The organism is Rhizobium sophoriradicis, assembly GCF_025200795.1.
Lineage (GTDB): Bacteria > Pseudomonadota > Alphaproteobacteria > Rhizobiales > Rhizobiaceae > Rhizobium > Rhizobium sophoriradicis.
Map to the genome: position 1 here is coordinate 3,290,001 of NZ_CP104152.1, position 16,873 is coordinate 3,306,873.

15 protein-coding genes (1 of these 15 running past the window's edge) are annotated in these 16,873 nt (G+C 62.0%); all 15 read left to right on the forward strand.

The annotated features are described in order from the left end of the window. A protein-coding gene (locus tag N2597_RS16275) for a hypothetical protein (protein ID WP_183598344.1) crosses the window boundary here: on the forward strand, nt 1-197 show its 3' portion. Its footprint begins 142 nt before the window's first position; 197 of the gene's 339 nt are visible here — the last part of the coding sequence; its start codon lies beyond the left edge, outside the window; its stop codon occupies nt 195-197. A gap of 139 nt (nt 198-336) precedes the next feature. After that, the gene (locus N2597_RS16280; protein ID WP_009987986.1) at nt 337-543 is read left to right on the forward strand and encodes a hypothetical protein; all 207 of its coding nucleotides are present in this window, start codon (nt 337-339) and stop codon (nt 541-543) included. Between the two features lie 153 nt (nt 544-696). Next, the gene (locus N2597_RS16285) at nt 697-1,509 is read left to right on the forward strand and encodes a pseudouridine synthase (protein WP_096765037.1); all 813 of its coding nucleotides are present in this window, start codon (nt 697-699) and stop codon (nt 1,507-1,509) included. A gap of 5 nt (nt 1,510-1,514) precedes the next feature. Next, nucleotides 1,515-2,210, forward strand: coding sequence for a phosphoribosyltransferase (locus N2597_RS16290; protein WP_183598356.1), 696 nt, complete (start codon nt 1,515-1,517; stop codon nt 2,208-2,210). A 135-nt stretch (nt 2,211-2,345) separates the two neighbouring features. Continuing rightward, nucleotides 2,346-4,088 (forward strand): SLC13 family permease, encoded by a 1,743-nt coding sequence (locus N2597_RS16295; RefSeq protein ID WP_096765038.1) that lies wholly within the window; start codon nt 2,346-2,348, stop codon nt 4,086-4,088. A gap of 86 nt (nt 4,089-4,174) precedes the next feature. After that, nucleotides 4,175-5,119, forward strand: a complete 945-nt coding sequence (locus N2597_RS16300; protein ID WP_039621884.1) for a phosphoribosylaminoimidazolesuccinocarboxamide synthase — start codon at nt 4,175-4,177, stop codon at nt 5,117-5,119. Between the two features lie 107 nt (nt 5,120-5,226). Next, the gene (locus N2597_RS16305; RefSeq protein WP_038690974.1) at nt 5,227-5,829 is read left to right on the forward strand and encodes a TetR/AcrR family transcriptional regulator; all 603 of its coding nucleotides are present in this window, start codon (nt 5,227-5,229) and stop codon (nt 5,827-5,829) included. 159 nt (nt 5,830-5,988) lie between these two features. After that, entirely contained in the window at nt 5,989-7,200 is a 1,212-nt protein-coding gene (locus N2597_RS16310; protein ID WP_183598342.1) for an efflux RND transporter periplasmic adaptor subunit, read from the forward strand. Nucleotides 7,201-7,247: 47 nt separating this feature from the next. Beyond that, nucleotides 7,248-10,358: an efflux RND transporter permease subunit gene (locus N2597_RS16315; protein WP_183598340.1), complete on the forward strand. Its 3,111-nt coding sequence runs from the start codon at nt 7,248-7,250 to the stop codon at nt 10,356-10,358. Nucleotides 10,359-10,510: 152 nt separating this feature from the next. Beyond that, nucleotides 10,511-11,950, forward strand: a complete 1,440-nt coding sequence (locus N2597_RS16320; RefSeq protein ID WP_077991520.1) for an efflux transporter outer membrane subunit — start codon at nt 10,511-10,513, stop codon at nt 11,948-11,950. A 164-nt stretch (nt 11,951-12,114) separates the two neighbouring features. Further along, a complete protein-coding gene (locus N2597_RS16325; RefSeq protein WP_106795998.1) occupies nt 12,115-13,164 on the forward strand; it encodes a LacI family DNA-binding transcriptional regulator in 1,050 nt (349 codons plus the stop codon). After that, nucleotides 13,161-14,183 (forward strand): ABC transporter substrate-binding protein, encoded by a 1,023-nt coding sequence (locus tag N2597_RS16330; protein WP_096765040.1) that lies wholly within the window; start codon nt 13,161-13,163, stop codon nt 14,181-14,183. Before N2597_RS16325 ends, N2597_RS16330 begins: the two co-directional genes overlap by 4 nt. A gap of 67 nt (nt 14,184-14,250) precedes the next feature. Then, a complete protein-coding gene (locus N2597_RS16335) occupies nt 14,251-15,078 on the forward strand; it encodes an ABC transporter permease (RefSeq protein ID WP_077991516.1) in 828 nt (275 codons plus the stop codon). Beyond that, a complete protein-coding gene (locus N2597_RS16340) occupies nt 15,075-15,854 on the forward strand; it encodes an ABC transporter permease (protein ID WP_183598338.1) in 780 nt (259 codons plus the stop codon). Before N2597_RS16335 ends, N2597_RS16340 begins: the two co-directional genes overlap by 4 nt. After that, nucleotides 15,847-16,872 carry an ABC transporter ATP-binding protein gene (locus tag N2597_RS16345; RefSeq protein WP_183598336.1) on the forward strand — a complete coding sequence of 342 codons (1,026 nt, stop codon included), beginning with the start codon at nt 15,847-15,849 and terminating at the stop codon, nt 16,870-16,872. The genes N2597_RS16340 and N2597_RS16345 overlap by 8 nt, the downstream gene beginning before the upstream one ends. Nucleotide 16,873 lies beyond the last annotated feature (1 nt).

Below are 16,873 nucleotides of genomic sequence, written 5' to 3' on the forward strand. Positions count from 1 at the left end.
CTTATGATGAGGCCCTGCCCCGCGCCAAGAATGCCGTCGCCCAGATTAGGGCCGAAGGGGCCGCTGCTGCCGGTGCTGCCCGCGAGCATCCAGCCGCCACGACAACGGCGCTGTTACTGGCTGGGGCCGTTGGCTTCCTCTTTGGTTACCTGCTTTCCGGCAGCCCGCAGCCGCAGCATCGCCATTGGTGGCGCTAATCCCCTACTCCGCTAAAAAATCATATTTTTACGCACCCGCCGATCCGTTTTTCGGTAGGGTGCGTAAATGCTTAGGTCTTAGAAAAACCAATTTTTAATGCAAGCAAGGGACCATAAAAAAAGCGAAAGGGAGGACAACATGGAAAACAAGAGGGCCAATTGCATCATTGAAGTCAGCGTCGATGGTGTTAATGGCCGTTACGCGGTCGGCATCATGAATATGCGTCAGGCACTCGAGCTGCCGGAAATGCCAAGCCTATCTTATACGCATCCCGACCCCGTCAAGGCCGCTGCCGGCATCGTGGTCAGCCGCAAGGAGCTGGCCGGATTCATGGCCTGCCGCTGAGACAGCGCAACCTCTTCAATGGCCTGACGGTGCTTTGTCAGAAGCACTGACGGCGGTCTGCAGCCCCATCGTTCCCTAGATATTGTTCGCCAAGCTGGAATCCTTGTGCCGTTCATGCCAAGAAACGGCATCGAAGCAGCACAGGGATAGCAGATGAGGGACCGTCGCCCATCGCATAAGAAGCGCGAGCGGCCAAAGCTCACCGCCGATGCTGCAGGCAAGCGGGTCACCCTTCCCCGCGCCCTTTCCAAGCTCGGTTATTGCTCCCGCACGCAGGCAGAACGACTGATCGCCGAAGGCCGCGTCTCCGTCGACGGCCGCACGGTCAACGATCCCTCGGCATGGGTCGACCTTGTGACGGCGAAGATCCGCGTCGACGGTCTCGTGATCGCCGCCGAGGCGAAGATCTATCTGATGCTCAACAAGCCTCGCGGGCTTGTCACCACCCGTCACGATCCCGAAGGCAGGCCGACGGTCTACGATTGCCTCAAGGATTTCGAAATCCCACATCTGTCGCCGGTCGGCCGGCTCGACAAGGCGAGCGAAGGCCTGCTGCTTTTCACCAACGATACCGAATTCGCCCAGATCCTGCTGGATCCGATCACACATGTGACGAAGACCTATCACGTTCAGATCGACCGCATCATGGATGACGAGGCGATTGCGGCAATGACATCGGGCATCCGCCACGACGGCGAGTTGCTGACGGCAACCGCCGTGCGGCGCCTGCGCCAGGGCGACAGGAATTCATGGATCGAGGTCGAGCTCGACGAGGGCCGCAACCGCCAGATCCGCCGCATGCTGGAGGCGCTCGGGACTGAATGTTTGCGCCTCGTGCGGGTCGCAATCGGTGGGCTCGAACTCGGCGAACTCCCAAAAGGCGCCGTACGTGCGTTGACCGCGGCGGAATTGCAGGCGCTCCACCGAAGTGCCGGCATGGAAAGGGCGAGACGTAGAACGACATGACGGAGATGGCGCCGCACGACTTCTGGCAGGAGATGCATCCACCCGGCACCTTTTGCTGCGATCGGGAATTCACCTCCTTCTATGTCGCCGCACTGGATGACGGTCGCCAGCTTCGCCTGCCGATCCGCATCCTGGGAGATGGTGAGCAAGCCCTCGCCTCATTGATCGTCAACCAGGCAAGCTTCGCCGTGCTCGATGCGCTGGCCGAAAACCTCGCCGAAAAGATCAGGCCCATGCGCATCGATGTCGTCGCCGGCCTCCCGACGCTGGGCCTGACGCTTGCGGCGGCCGTTGCGCAGAAGCTCGGCCACGCCCGCTACGTCCCGCTCGGCACCTCGCGCAAATTCTGGTACCGCAACGACCTCTCGGTTGCCCTGTCTTCGATCACGACGCCGACACAGGAGAAACGCCTTTATATCGATCCGCGCATGCTGCCGCTGCTGAGCGGACGGCGCGTCGGCCTGATTGATGACGTCATTTCCAGCGGCGCATCGATCGTCTCGGGGATCAATCTGCTCGCTGCCTGCGGCATCGAACCCGTCGTCATCGGTGCGGCCATGCTGCAATCCGAACGCTGGCGCGAAAGCCTTGCAGACGCCGGGCCGCAATGGACCGCGCGGACCGTCGGCGTCTTCTCGACACCCGTTCTGCAGCGCAACGCCGCAGGTCGGTGGCAGGTGCCCGCCCGGCCACAGACCTGAGGCTCGTTCAATCTTTGCCGGTCGGCGCCTCTGTACAGCGGATGCCGAACGATTACAGTCCGCCCGACGCATATCATCGGGAAGCGTGCAGCGGTCCGGGATAGCGTTTTCGTTCACGAAATACCGGATCCGTCCATGTCGTTCGAGCAAGCATCCCTGCTGATCCTTCTGCTGGCAATGCTTTTTCTCTTCTCGTTCGAGCGCGTCCGCATTGAAGTCGTCGCGATCGCTGGCCTGCTTGCCGGCTATGCACTCGGCCTTTATCCCGCCGATCAGATCTTTACCGGCTTCGCCAGTCCCGTCGTCATTACCGTCATCGAAATCCTGCTGATCGTTCAGGTCCTGTCGCGCGCCAAGCTCTTCGATAATCTCGCCGCGCGTTTCACGGCCGCAAGACCGTCGTACTTCAAGGTCATATCCGGCGTTTCGTCGCTTGCCGGCTTTATCTCCATCTTCATGAACAATATCGGCGCCTTTGCGATTACCTTGCCGGTGGCGCTACGGCTCGGCACGGCGCTGTCGATCCCCCGCCGTCAACTCGTCATGCCCGTCTCCTTTGCCGCCCTGCTCGGCGGTCTGGTCTCGCTGATCGGGACGCCGGCCAATCTGCTCGTCAGCAACGCGCTCGCCAGGACAACCGGAGCAGGCTTTCATTTCTTCGATTTCGCCTATGTCGGCCTACCGGTCGCAACCGCCGGCATTCTGCTGATGGCCTTTCGTATCCGGCGCCTGTTTCCCGAACCCGACGAAGCACCGGCAACGATCTCCCAGGGCACACGCCGAGTGGTCGTCGAGCGTCGCGTCCCGGACGTCTCGCCGCTGGTCGGCGTGCGGCTTTCCGAGTGTCCCGCCCGCTTCGCCATCAAACCGCACGCGCTGATCCGGGGCAACAATTTCGTTTTCGGCCCGCTCGACCAGTCGATTATAGAAGCCGGCGACGTGCTGCTTGCCGAAGGCGCCGATGCGGTCTTCGTCGAGCTCGCCGCAACGCAAGCGCTGATCGCCGACGCCCATCTGCATGGTCTCTCGCCGGATTTTGCCAGCATCGAAGCCGTGGTCATGCCGGAAAGCACGCTGGTCGGTTCGCGCATCCGCTCGCTGGAAGTCTTTCACCATCGCGGCATCGTGGTCACCGCCCTTTCCATGCGCGCACCGCGCATCGAGGGCCGCTTCCTCGACCTGCAGCTGTCGATCGGCGATATTTTGACGCTCGAGGGGCCACGCACGGCTATTGCCGAGGCGCTTGAGGAAAGCGAGTGCCTGCCGCTCGCTCCGACGGCTTCAGCCGAACCGGCCCTCCACTCCTGGCGGCCCTTCGCGCTTTTTGCCTGCGGCGTCGCCGCGTCGGCGGCCGGCCTGCATCCTGACATCGCTTTTGCCGGCGTCGTGCTGGCCCTTGCCCTTCTCAATCATCTCAATATCCGTCAGGCGATGGCCGATCTCAACTGGCCGATCATCATCATGCTCGCGGCGATGATCCCAATCGGCCAGGCGGTGGCAAGCACCGGCACGGCCGAAGCGATCGCCGGCTGGCTGAGCCTTGTCGTGCCGATTGGCCATCCGCTTTCCGGCATCGCCCTCATTCTCTTCCTTGCAATGGCGCTGACGCCCTTCGTCAACAATGCGACGGTCGCAATCGTGCTGACGCCGATCGCACTCGAATTTGCAAAGACGGGGCGACATGCGCCCGACGCCTATCTGATCGCGGTCGCCGTCGGCGCCTCTCTCGATTTCCTGACGCCCTTCGGCCACCACAACAACACGCTGGCGATGGGCATCGGCGGCTACCGCTTCAGCGATTTCCTGCGCGCCGGCTGGCCGCTCGCCGTCGTAAGTTATGGCCTGGCTCTGTTTCTCCTGGCTCTGTTCTGGCTGTGATGCGATAGTTGGCGCCTGACTTGACTTCCCCCGCGATGAAACTAGAGCAGGAAGCCTTCACCCAAACACAAGGACAGTCGAGCGCCGTGCGAATCCTCTCCGAAGCCCATTTCCCCGAATTGCCGAACTATTATCGCGGCAAGGTGCGCGAGAATTACGACCTTCCGGACGGACGCCGCATCATCATCAGCACCGACCGGCTGAGCGCCTTCGACCGCATACTCACCTGCATTCCTTATAAGGGCCAGGTGTTGACGCAGACGGCGCGCTATTGGTTCGAAGCGACGAAGGATATCTGTCCGAACCACGTCCTCGATTATCCCGATCCGAATGTCGTCATCGGCAAGCGGCTCGACATCCTGCCGGTCGAGATCGTCGTGCGCGGTTACCTTGCAGGTACCACTGGCACTTCCATCCTGACGCTCTACAAGAAGGGTGAGCGCGAGATGTACGGCATGCGTCTGCCCGACGGCATGCGCGACAACCAGATCCTACCGGAACCCGTCATCACCCCGACCAGCAAGGAATTCGATGGTGGCCATGACGAGCCGCTGACGCCTGACGAGATCGTCACGCGCGGTCTTCTGACCAGGCAGCAATGGGAAACGCTGTCGCGCTACGCGCTTGCCCTTTTTGCCCGCGGGCAGGAGATGGCAGCCAGACGTGGCCTGATCCTCGTCGACACGAAATATGAATTCGGAACCGATGGCGACGGCAACATCATCCTCGCCGACGAGATCCACACGCCCGACAGCAGCCGTTACTGGCTTGCCGAAAGCTACCCGGCAAGTTTTGCCGCCGGAAAGCGCCCCGACAGTTTCGACAAGGACTTCGTCCGCGCCTGGGTGGCAGAGCGTTGCGACCCCTATAAGGACGAGATCCCGGAAATTCCCACTGAACTGATCGAGCAGACCTCGGCCGTCTATATCAGGGCCTACGAGACGATCACCGGCGAGCGCTTTGTTGCCGACGACAGCGGCGAGACGCCGCTTGCGCGTGTCCGAAACAATCTCTCCCGCTATTTCCCTTGAAAAGACGACACACGAAGCCGCCGGGCCGAGCACCGGCTTGGCAGCTTTCGTGCAATCGCGCTAGCATCGGCAAAAAGGGATACCGGGCGCGGCCCGGCGGGGGACAGATGGCAAGAAGGCCGAGACGCAAGGCCGAGGAAACGCGAGAGGACATCTTGTCCATGGCGGAGATGCTGTTTCGCGAGCGTGGCTACGTCGCGGTGTCAATCGCCGATATCGCCGGCGCGCTCAACATGTCGCCCGCCAATGTCTTCAAGCATTTCCGTTCCAAGGTCGCACTGGTCGACGCCATCGCCGGACGCCATCTCGACAATGCCGCCGAGCGTTTCATCCCTCTCGACCAGGACATGCCCGCGAAAGAACAGCTGCTGCGCTTCGTCCTGCGGCTGCTGGAGGGCCATCTGCAGGATATACAGAAGAGCCCCTACATCTTCGAAATGGTCCTTTCGACCATCGAGGCCAAACTTGAAGCCGGCAATCGTTATCGGGCCTGCATCGAGGAAAAACTCGGCGAGATCATCCGCAAAGGCATGGCGGAAGGACGTTACCACTGCCGCGATCCCGAGCACGCGGCACATACCGTCGCCGATGTGCTGGCCTGCGTGCTGCACCCTATCCTCATCGTCCGCGACGACAAGGAGACGCTGGTGCGCCGCGCCGGGGAGATCGTAGGCTTCGTCGATGCCGCACTGCAAAATAGCGCTTGCTAAGTGACGATTGCTGACTTACGTCACTTCGAAAAGCTTTTGTTAGACTCGGATAAATGGCATTTGCAGCCAGATCAATCCTGACGCTTATCTAAGCCTGCGCTCGGCCCGGCCGAGCCCGTGGATCGAACGGCCGATTGCCACTGCATGAGGAAATTCAGAATGATACGGCGTGCCCTGCTCATCTCCTCGGCCCTAATGGCCGGCGCCCTGCTTGGCGCCTGTAGCGACAACGCCAGCAAACCGGCCGGCAATGCCGGCGCAGGCGCGGCGCAGCAGGCAGCACCCGTCGGCGTGGTCGCGCTGAAGAAGGCTAGTTTCCCGATCACCACGATCCTTCCCGGCCGCGCCGAAGCCTTCCAGACCGCCGATATCCGGCCGCAGGTGAGCGGCATCATCCGCGAGATCGCCTTCAGGGAAGGCGGCGAGATCAAGAAGGGCGACCTTCTCTATCAGATCGAGGATGCGCCCTACATCGCCGCCGTCGAGCAAGCCAAGGCGGCAATCGCCAAGGCCGAGGCGAGCGTCCCGAGCGCTGAAAGCAACCTCGAACGCTACCAGCGCCTCGTCGGCAGCGGCGCCACCCAGATCGAATACGAGACAGCCAGGACGACGCTTCTCCAGGCGAAGGCCGAGGTCGAATCCGCAAAGGCAGCGCTTTCCGCCGCGCAGATCGACCTCGATCACACCAAGATCGTCGCGCCCTTCGACGGCATCATCGACCAGACCGCCTACAATGTCGGCAACGTTGTCTCGGCCAACCAGTCGACGGCGCTGACGACAATCCGCCAGCTCGACCCGATCTATATCTCGCTGACGGAATCGAGCACCAACCTCCTGCGGCTGCGCGACGCGATGGCGGCCGGCGACATCAAGGGCGCGGAGAACGTCGCTTTCCACCTGATCCTCGAAAACGGCAAGGAATATAACCAGCAGGGCAAGCTCGACATGTCGAAGCAGGTTGTCAGCGAAACGACCGGCACCTTCATCATCCGCGTGCTCTTCCCCAATCCCGATCGCATCGTCCTGCCCGGCATGTATGTCCGTGCCACCGTCGAGCTCGGCGCCGAGAGCGGTTACGCGCTGCCGCAGCTGGCGACGAGCCGTGACGCCAACGGCCGGCTGACTGCGCAATTCATTTCCGCCGAGGGCAAGGTCGAAACCCGGGCCTTCGAGAACAGCTCGCCCTCCAACAATTCCTGGCTGGTGACCGAAGGCATCAAGGACGGCGATCAGCTGATCGTCAGCGGTCTGCAGTCGATCACGGCAGGCATGCCGGTAAAGCCGGTTCCGATGGAGATCAGCGACAACGGCGTTGTCGTGCCTTCCGAGCAGCCCGCCGCCGGTGACGCCGGAAAGCCCGCAGCGAAATAACCGCTTCGAGCCCGCACGTCACCGTCTCAGCCGCACAGGAACAACCGATGGCCAAGTTTTTCATTCGACGACCGATTTTCGCCTGGGTCATTGCGATCACCATCATGCTCGCCGGTCTGCTGGCGATCTTCACCCTGTCGATTTCGCAATATCCCGACATCGCCCCGACGACGGTCCGCATCAACGCCACCTATCGCGGCGCCAGCGCCGAAACTGTGGAAAAATCGGTGACGACGATCATCGAGGATGGCATGACCGGCCTCGACGACCTCACCTACATGACCTCGACCTCGTCCACCGGCTCGGCCAGCATCCAGCTCACCTTCGGAACCAGCATCGACCCCGACATCGCCCAGGTGCAGGTGCAGAACAAGCTGCAGCTGGTGCAATCGCAGCTTCCTGGGGATGTCATCGATGCCGGCATCAGCGTGACCCGTTCGACCTCGAGCATCCTGCTTGTCGGCTCGCTTGTTTCAACCGACGGCAAGCGCAACTCGGTCGATCTCGGCAATATCATGTCGACCTCGATCGAAGATCAGATCCAGCGCCTCGAAGGCGTCGGCAGCATCAACGTCTTTGGTTCCGGATACGCGATGCGCGTTTGGCTCGATCCCTTCAAGCTATTGAAATACCAGCTGACGCCGAGCGACGTCACATCGGCGATCCAGGCGCAGAACACGCAGGTCTCGGTCGGTTCGCTCGGCGCCCAGCCGACGATCCCCGGCCAGCAGCTCAACGTCACCATCACTGCACAGAGCCAACTGACTACCGTCGCCGATTTCGAGCACATCATTCTGAAAGTCGAAAAGGACGGCGCGACGGTGCGCCTCAGCGACGTCTCGCGCATCGAGATCGGCCAGGAAAGCTACGGCGGCAGCTCGCGTTACAACGGCTTGCCCTCCAGCGGTTTTGCGGTCAACCTCGCGATTGGCGCCAACGCCATCGATACCGCCGCCCGCGTGCGCTCCGCACTCGATGTCATCGGCCGCACCCTGCCGGAAGGCGTGAAGATCACCTATCCCTACGACACGACGCCATTCGTGGAACTGTCGATCGAAAAGGTCGTGCATACGCTGATCGAAGCGATCGTGCTTGTCTTCGTGGTGCTGCTCGTCTTCCTGCAGAATCTACGTGCGACACTCATTCCGACCATTGCCGTCCCGGTTGTGCTGCTCGGAACATTCGGCGTGCTGGCCGCCACCGGCTACTCGATCAACACTCTGACGATGTTCGCCATGGTGCTGGCGATCGGTCTTCTCGTCGACGACGCCATCGTCGTCGTCGAAAACGTCGAACGCATCATGTCCGAAGAGAAGCTTTCGCCGCTCGAGGCGACGGAAAAATCGATGGGCGAGATCACCGGTGCCATCGTCGGCATCGCCCTCGTGTTGACCGCGGTCTTCATTCCGATGGCCTTCTTCGGCGGTTCGACCGGCATCATCTATCGCCAGTTCTCGATCACCATAGTCTCGGCCATGCTGCTGTCGGCGCTCGTCGCCATGGTGCTGACGCCGGCACTTTGCGCCACGATGCTGAAGCCGGTCAGCGAACACAGGAAGCACCGTGTCGGCGACTGGTTCAACCGCAACTTCACACGCTCGACCAACGGCTATGTCAGGACGATCGGCTATCTCCTGAAGCGGCCCATCCGCGTCATGCTGGTCTTCCTTCTCATCGGCGCCGGCTGTGCCTATCTCTTCACTCGCCTCCCAAGCTCATTCCTGCCGCAGGAAGACCAGGGCGTGCTGCTAACCATCGTCACCACGCCGCCGGGCTCGACCACGCAGCAGACCCAGGCGGTCGTCGAGAAGGTCGAAAACTACTACCGTGAGAACGAGAAGGACGCCGTCGAGTCCGTCTTCGGCGCGCTGGGCTTCGGCTTCAGCGGCTCCGGCCAGAACAGCGCCATCGTCTTCACCAAGCTGAAGGATTTCTCTGAGCGCACCGATCCCAATCTGAGCGCCCAGTCGATCGTCAGCCGGGCGCTGCGCAGCTTCTTTGCAATGCGCGAGGCACAGGTTTTCGCGCTTCTGCCGCCGGCGATCCAGGGTCTCGGCGTGTCGAGCGGATTCTCCATGTATCTCGTCGATACCGGCAGCCATGGCAACGATGCTCTGACGGCCGCCTCCAAGCGGCTCATCCAGATGGGCAACTCGTCAGGCAAGGTCGTGGCGCTGCGCAGCAGCAACAAGGAAGTCGAGCCGCAGATGCGCATCGTGCTCGATCAGGAAAAGATCGGCGCCATGGGTGTCGACATCGCCTCGGTCAATTCGATGCTGTCGATCATTTTCACCGGCCGCGACGTCAACGACTTCACGCTGAACGGCGAGATCAAGCCGGTCTATGTCCAGGGCGACGCGCCCTTCCGCATGCAGCCGGACGACCTTGACCACTGGTACGCCCGCAACAATTCAGGCGAAATGGTGCCCTTCTCCGCCTTTACCAAAACCGAATGGGTGAAGGGCGCACCCTCGCTTGCCCGCTTCAACGCCGTCAGCGCCATCCCGCTTGACGGCGCCTCCGTCCCCGGGGTGTCCTCCGGCGATGCGATGAACGAAATGGAAGCGCTAACTGAACAGCTCGGCGGCGGCTACACGGTCGCGTGGCAGGGCATTTCCTATCAGGAACGCCTTTCCGGTTCGCAAGCGCCGATGCTCTATGCGATCTCCGTTCTCGTCGTCTTCCTCTGCCTGGCAGCGCTTTACGAGAGCTGGTCGATCCCCTTCTCGGTGATCATGGCCGTGCCTGTCGGCATTCTCGGCGCGCTGGCGGCGGCAACGCTCTTCGGCCAGGCGAACGACGTCTATTTCAAGGTCGGCCTGCTCACCACCATCGGGCTTGCGGCGAAGAATGCGATCCTGATCGTCGAATTCGCCAAGGATCGAATGGAAAGCGGGCTGGGACTTTACGAGGCGACGCTGGAAGCGGCGAGGCTGCGCCTGCGGCCGATCATCATGACCTCGCTCGCCTTCATTCTCGGTGTCGTGCCGCTGGCGATCGCGACAGGTGCAGGCTCGGCGGCGCAGAACGCTATCGGCATCGGCGTTCTCGGCGGCATGCTGGCGGCGACCATGCTTGGAATTTTCTTTGTGCCGTCCTTTTTCGTCGTCATCCGACGCATCTTTGCCACACGCGGCAAAAATGCGGCAGCAGTGTGATAAAAATGCACTGTGATAATGCTGTTCCGATTGCTACATTGCGCCCGACTGCTTCGGTGTGTGTTTTCAAGTGGGACAAAGGCGCGTCGCGCCGATAGTGAAGCATGAAGCTTCGGACAAGAATTGACTTGCTCGAGTACAGGAAGAAATGAATGGTATCTCTTCGTTTTGCCACACCGGCATTATTGTTATTGTTGTCGGGCTGCGTCGTAGGCCCGGATCATGCTCCTCCTGAAATGCCGCTGCCCGCCAAATTCGGAGAAGGCGGAACGAAGAGCGTCGGCGATGTTGCCACCGCAGCATGGTGGACCGCCTTCAATGACCCCAAATTGAACGGCTATGTCCAGGCCGGCCTCGAGCAGAACCTGACCGTCCAGCAGGCAATCGAGCGCATCAATGCAGCTTCCGCAAACGTTACCATTGCCGGCGCGGGCGGCCTGCCGAGCCTGAACGTCGGCGCCTCGCACACGATCAGCGGCCAGAAGGGCGAACTGCGCACGCAGTTCGACACGCGCAACACCAGTGCCGGCGATGTTCAGCTGAGCTGGCTGCTCGATCTCTTCGGCCTCTATAAGCGCAGCACCGAAAGCGCGGCCGCCTCGCTCGACTCTGCCTACGCATCCGCCGATGTCGCCAAGCTGACCCTCGTGCAGGATCTCGTCTCGAGCTACATCGACGTTCGTTTCTATCAGCAGCGCCTGGCACTTTCGAGGGCCAACCTGAAGTCTCGTCAGGAAACCTTCGAACTGACCAAGTTCCAGCTTGAAGCCGGCGCCGCCTCGCGGCTCGACGTCGTCCAGGCCGAAGGTCTGGTACAGTCGACGCTCGCCGAAATTCCCGGCCTTGAGACCAATATCCGCGTATCGGCCCATCACATCGCCACGCTGCTCGGCTTGCCGGCCTCGGCCCTTGTCAACGAATTGCTGAGGGGCGGTGGTCAACCGGTATACCGCGGCGGCATCAACTCCGGTATCCCGGCAGACCTGATCCGCAACCGTCCCGACATTCGCGTCGCGGAGCGTGATCTCGCTGCCGCAACGGCCAATATCGGCGTTGCCGAGGCGCAGCTTTATCCGAGCATTTCGCTCAGCGGCTCGATCTCGCCCTCCTATATCAACCAAAGGGGTGTGCATGGCGCTCTGACGCCTTGGTCCTTTGGCCCGACGCTGAACCTGCCGATCCTCGATGGCGGCCGCCTGCGCGCCAACGTCAAGTCGGCCCAATCCGAGGCTGCGACCGCTTACCTCAACTGGAAATCGACAGTGCTGACTGCCGTCGAGCAGGTCGAGAATGCGCTCGCCGCGGTCCGGCGTGACGCCCGCACGGTCGCTGCGCTTCAGGCCCAGGTAAAGACCACGCAGGAGACGCTCGAACTTTCTACAGCATCCTATAAGGACGGCGCCTCCTCGCTGCTCGACGTTCTCGACGCCCAGCGCCAGGTTTCGCTTGCCCAGGCAAGCCTTGCCCAGGCCGTCCAGCAGATGGCCAAGGACTACGTATCGCTGAACATCGCAGTCGGCGGCGGCTATGCGCCGGGCGGCCAGGTCACCGCGCCCGCGAAGCCGGCGCCGGCAAAGACTGTCAAAAGCTGATTGGCATTGCCTTTCTGGAAAATACCAAGCCCCGCGATCGTCTCGCGGGGCTTTTTTCATCCCGGCTCTGCACTGGATAATTGCGCAGAAGGGGTATTTGGATTCGACAAGGGGCATTCGCTGATATAAGGCTGATTAAACGATTAATCAGAGCAGCCTCAATTATGGCTTCATCGCGCCCGGGACCGAACCTTAGCAGGATAGCGACCTCGCTCGGCGTCTCCATTGCCACGGTTTCCAACGCGCTTTCCGGCAAAGGCCGGGTCTCCGGCCAGTTGGTCGAAAGAATTCGCGAACATGCCGCCGAACTCGGTTATGTCCCGAGCCAAGCCGGCCGGGCGCTCAGGACCGGCCGCAGCGGCGTTCTCGGCCTGGTGCTGCCTGACATCGCCAATCCGCTCTTCCCGAAGATCGCGCAGGCGATCGAATTCGCGGCTTCGGCCGCAGGCTATGGCGTGCTGATCGCGGATTCCCGCGGCGATGCCGCTGCCCAGGCCGAGGCGATCAACCGCCTGGTCGAACGAGGCGTCGATGGCATGGTCGTCATTCCCCGCCGCGCCACCCGCATTTCATCCGCCGCCTGTCCGGTCGCCATCATCGACACACCTTCGACGCCGGGCAACACCGTTTCCGCCGATCATTGGCAGGGTGGGCGCGAAATCGCTCTCCATCTCGCCGATCTCGGCCACCAGAAAATCCTCATCATCGGCAACAACCAGGAATCCAGCGTCCAGAACGACCGCGCCGGCGGCATTCACGCCGGCCTGCGCCCGGACATGCAGGCTGAAGCCCTGTGGATCGACAAGCTGGAGAGCGATGGCGGCAGCGGCTGTCCGCTCGGCCTCGCCGAAAGGGTGAGACAAGGTTTCACCGCTTTCGCAGCTCTCTCCGATCTGCAGGCGCTGCGCGCGCTGACGGAACTGCAGCAGGCCGGCATCAACGTTCCCGCCGATGTCAGCGTCACCGGCTTCGACGACCTTATCTGGTCGCCTGTTGTCACGCCGTCCCTGACGACGGTCAGGATGGACATGGACAGGATTGCCGGGATTGCCGTGTCCGCCCTGGCCGATACCATAAGCAAAAACTGCGCCCGGGAGGGCATGCTCGTTACCGCGGAGATCGAACGTGTCGCAATGCAATTGATCGTCCGCCAATCATCCGGGCCTTGTGAACCCGGCATTAAAAACCTAAGAGATGGAGAACACGTAAGATGAAAAAAGCTCTCATTGCTTCGGTGGCGCTTGCGGCGCTATCGCCGTTGAGTGCGGCTGCCGCCGAACGGACGCTGACCATTTCCGCCTATGCGTTCGCCCAGGACGATTTCAAGGCGCTGGTCTACGAGCCGTTCGAGGCCCAATGCGGCTGCAAGCTGGTGGTCGAGACCGGCAACAGCGTCGAGCGCCTGGCCAAGATGGAGGCCAACAAGGCCAGTCCCGTCGTCGATCTCGCCGCCGTTTCGATGGCCGATGCGCTGGCCGCCGCCCGCGCTGGCCTGATCGACAAGGTCGACAGTGCAAAACTTTCCAACTTCGGCAAGCTGTACGACATCGCCAAGGACCCGAACGGCGACGGTATGAGCGTCGGTTATACCTTCTACGCCACCTCGATCGCCTATCGTTCGGACAAGATGAAGATCGATTCCTGGGCCGATCTCCTGAAGCCTGAATATGTCGGCCACGTCGCCTTTCCGAACGTGACCACCAATCAGGGCCCGCCGGCCCTCTACATGCTGGGCCTGGCGCTCGGCAAGGACACGCCCGACCTGAAGGGGCCGATCGAGGCACTGGGCGAGAAGAAGGACGACATCGTCACCTTCTACGAAAAATCCTCACAGCTCGTACAACTGATGCAGCAGGAGGAAATCTGGGCGGCACCGATCGGCCGGTTCTCCTGGGCGGGCTTCACCAAGCTCGACGTGCCGGTCGCCTGGGCGACACCGAAGGAGGGCCAGACGGGCGGCATGAACGTGCTGGTGGTGACAAAAGGTTCAAAGAATCAGGATCTCGCCTTGCAGTTCATCGATTTCTGGCTCTCGACCGAGACCCAAACCAAACTCGCCGAAAAGCTGATCGACAGCCCTGCCAACCGCGAGGTCAAGCTTTCCGAAGCCGCCGCCAACAATCTCACCTATGGCGAGGATACGGCCAAGAGCCTAAAGCTGATCCCCTCGGCCGTCGCCCTCGACAACCGTGCCGGCTGGCTGAAGACATGGAACGACAAGGTCGGCCAGTAAGGCTGGCGTGAGAACCGGTCCCGGCGCCTCTGCCGGGGCCATCCAATCTCCGTTCGAAAGGCGCCTCATGTTCCAGAACCGCGCAGAAGCCATGGCGCTTGCCTTGCCGGCAGCCGTCTTTGCGACCCTTGTCTTTCTGTTGCCCGTCGCGATCCTGCTGTCGGAGGGCTTTCGCGCCGGTGGCGGCTGGACGCTGTCGGCCTATACCGATTTCTTTTCCGGGACGCTGAACCGCACCGTTTTCCTGCGATCCTTCCGGCTCGGTCTCGAAGTCACTGCGGTCTCGGCAATCATCGGCTATGCCGCCGCCTTCGCCATCGTCAATCTGCCGCCGAACGGCAAGGGCCGCATGATCGGCCTCATCACCCTGCCGCTGATGATCTCGCCGGTGGCCCGCACCTATGCCTGGATCGTCATTCTCGGCCGCACCGGCATCGTCAACCAGGCGATAACTGGCCTCGGCCTCAGCGCCGAACCGCTGCGGCTGCTGTTCACCGAAACCGCCGTCTTCATCGGCCTCCTGCAGCTCTTCCTGCCGCTGATGATCCTGTCGCTGATCAGTGCGCTGGAAAACATGCCGAGGGATGCGATACCGGCCGCCCGCGTGCTCGGCGCCAACTGGTTCCAGGTCTTCTGGAAGGTTATCTTGCCGCTGACCAGGGAGGGCCTCGTCGTCGGCGGTACACTCGTCTTCACCGGCTCATTGACGGCTTATATCACCCCCGCCGTGCTTGGCGGTTCCAAGGTGCTGATGCTCGAAACGCTAATGTACCAGCAGGTTTCCGTCGCCAATGATTTCGTCTCGGCAAGCGTCATCGCCTTCATCCTGATCGTCATGAGCTTTGCCGCCAACATCCTGCTGAAACGCCTTGCGACGGCGAGGAACCGCCGATGACCCTGCGCCTGTTTTCGCCCATCGTGCTTTTCCTTCTGCTGGTCTTTCTGATCGGCCCGTTCCTGATCATTATTGCCGCTTCCCTATCAGCCGGCGACACGCTGGCCTTCCCGCCGCGGGGCCTGTCGCTGCGCTGGGTGACGAAGGTCTTCGCCATCGAAAGTTTCCGCGACAGCTTCGCCATGTCGATGTTCCTTGCCGTATTCGGAACGCTCGCAGCCCTCGTCCTCGGCATCCCCGCCGCCTACGCCCTGTCGCGTTACCGGCTGCCAGCGGCAGAAACGGTCCGCACCGTCGTCTCGCTGCCGATCATCGTTCCCGGCATTATCGTCGGCCTGGCATTGCTGCGCTATCTCGTCGTTCCCTTTGGCTTCAACATCACGCTCGCCCTTTTCTTCGCTCACGCGGCGCTGGTGCTGCCCTATGCTGTGCGTGTCGTCTCCGCGAGCCTCGACAATCTGCGTTCGGATATCGAGGAAGCGGCCGTCCTGCTTGGTTCCTCCAGGCTCGGCGCCTTCTTTCGCGTCGTCATGCCGAATATCCGTGGCGGCATCCTGGCCGCCTTCATTCTCGGCTTCGTCACCAGCTTCAATCAGGTGCCTGTGTCGCTCTTCCTCTCTGGCCCTGGTGTGCGCACGCTGCCGATCGACATGCTGGGTTATATGGAAACCACCTACGACCCGTCCATCGCGGCGCTCTCCGCCCTTCTCGCCTTCCTCTCGATCGGCATCGTCTTCCTTGCCGAGCGCTTCCTGGGATTTTCGCGTTATGTCTGATGCCTATCTCGAACTCGACAAGCTGACGCTTGCCTATGGCGATACGGTCGCGGTGAAGGATCTCGATCTTGCGATCGGCAAGGGCGAACTCGTCGCGCTCCTCGGCCCCTCCGGCTGCGGCAAGACGACGACGATGCGCGCCATTGCCGGCCTGCTGACGCCCGCCTCCGGCCGCATCGGCCTCGACGGCGCCGATATTACCCGCGTCTCCGCCAACAAGCGCGCCATCGGCCTCGTCTTCCAATCCTACGCGCTCTTTCCGCATTTGACCGTCTATGAGAATGTCGCTTTCGGCCTGCGTCTCAAAGGCATCTCGGGCGCCGATCTTGACGCCCGCGTCGGCGCCGGCCTGAAATCCGTCGGCCTCGCCGCTTTCGCCGGCCGCAAGCCCGCCGAACTCTCCGGCGGCCAGCAGCAGCGCGTGGCGCTCGCCCGCTCGATGGTAATGGAGCCGAAAGTCCTGCTGCTCGACGAGCCGCTCTCCAATCTCGACGCCCGGCTTCGCCTGGAGATGCGCGCCGAATTGCAGCGCGTCCAGAGGGAGACCGGCGTCACCATGATCTTCGTCACCCACGACCAGGTGGAGGCCCTGGCGCTCGCGGACCGCATCGTCGTCATGCTGAACGGCGGCATCGAGCAGATCGGCACGCCGGAGGAGATCTACAACAACCCGGCCTCCGCCTTCGTCGCCGATTTCGTCGGCTTCGAGAATGTCTTCGCGCTGAAGGATGGAAAGCTTGCGACGCCGAACGGCCCGGTCGCGCTGCCCGCCCCGCCGCCGCAAACGGCGGCGGGCCTGGCCTGGCGTCCGAACGCGGTGGTCCTCGGCTCGGGTTCCTTTGCTGGAACGGTGCGCGGCACCTCTTTTGCCGGCAACAGCCGCGAATATCTCCTCGATACGCCGCTTGGGCCGATCAAGGCCGAGATCGATGCAAGCCTGCCGCCATACAGGATCGGCAGCCCGCTCACCTTCGATCTGCCGATAGCCGGCGCGGCCAACCTCAAACGGTTCGGGTGAG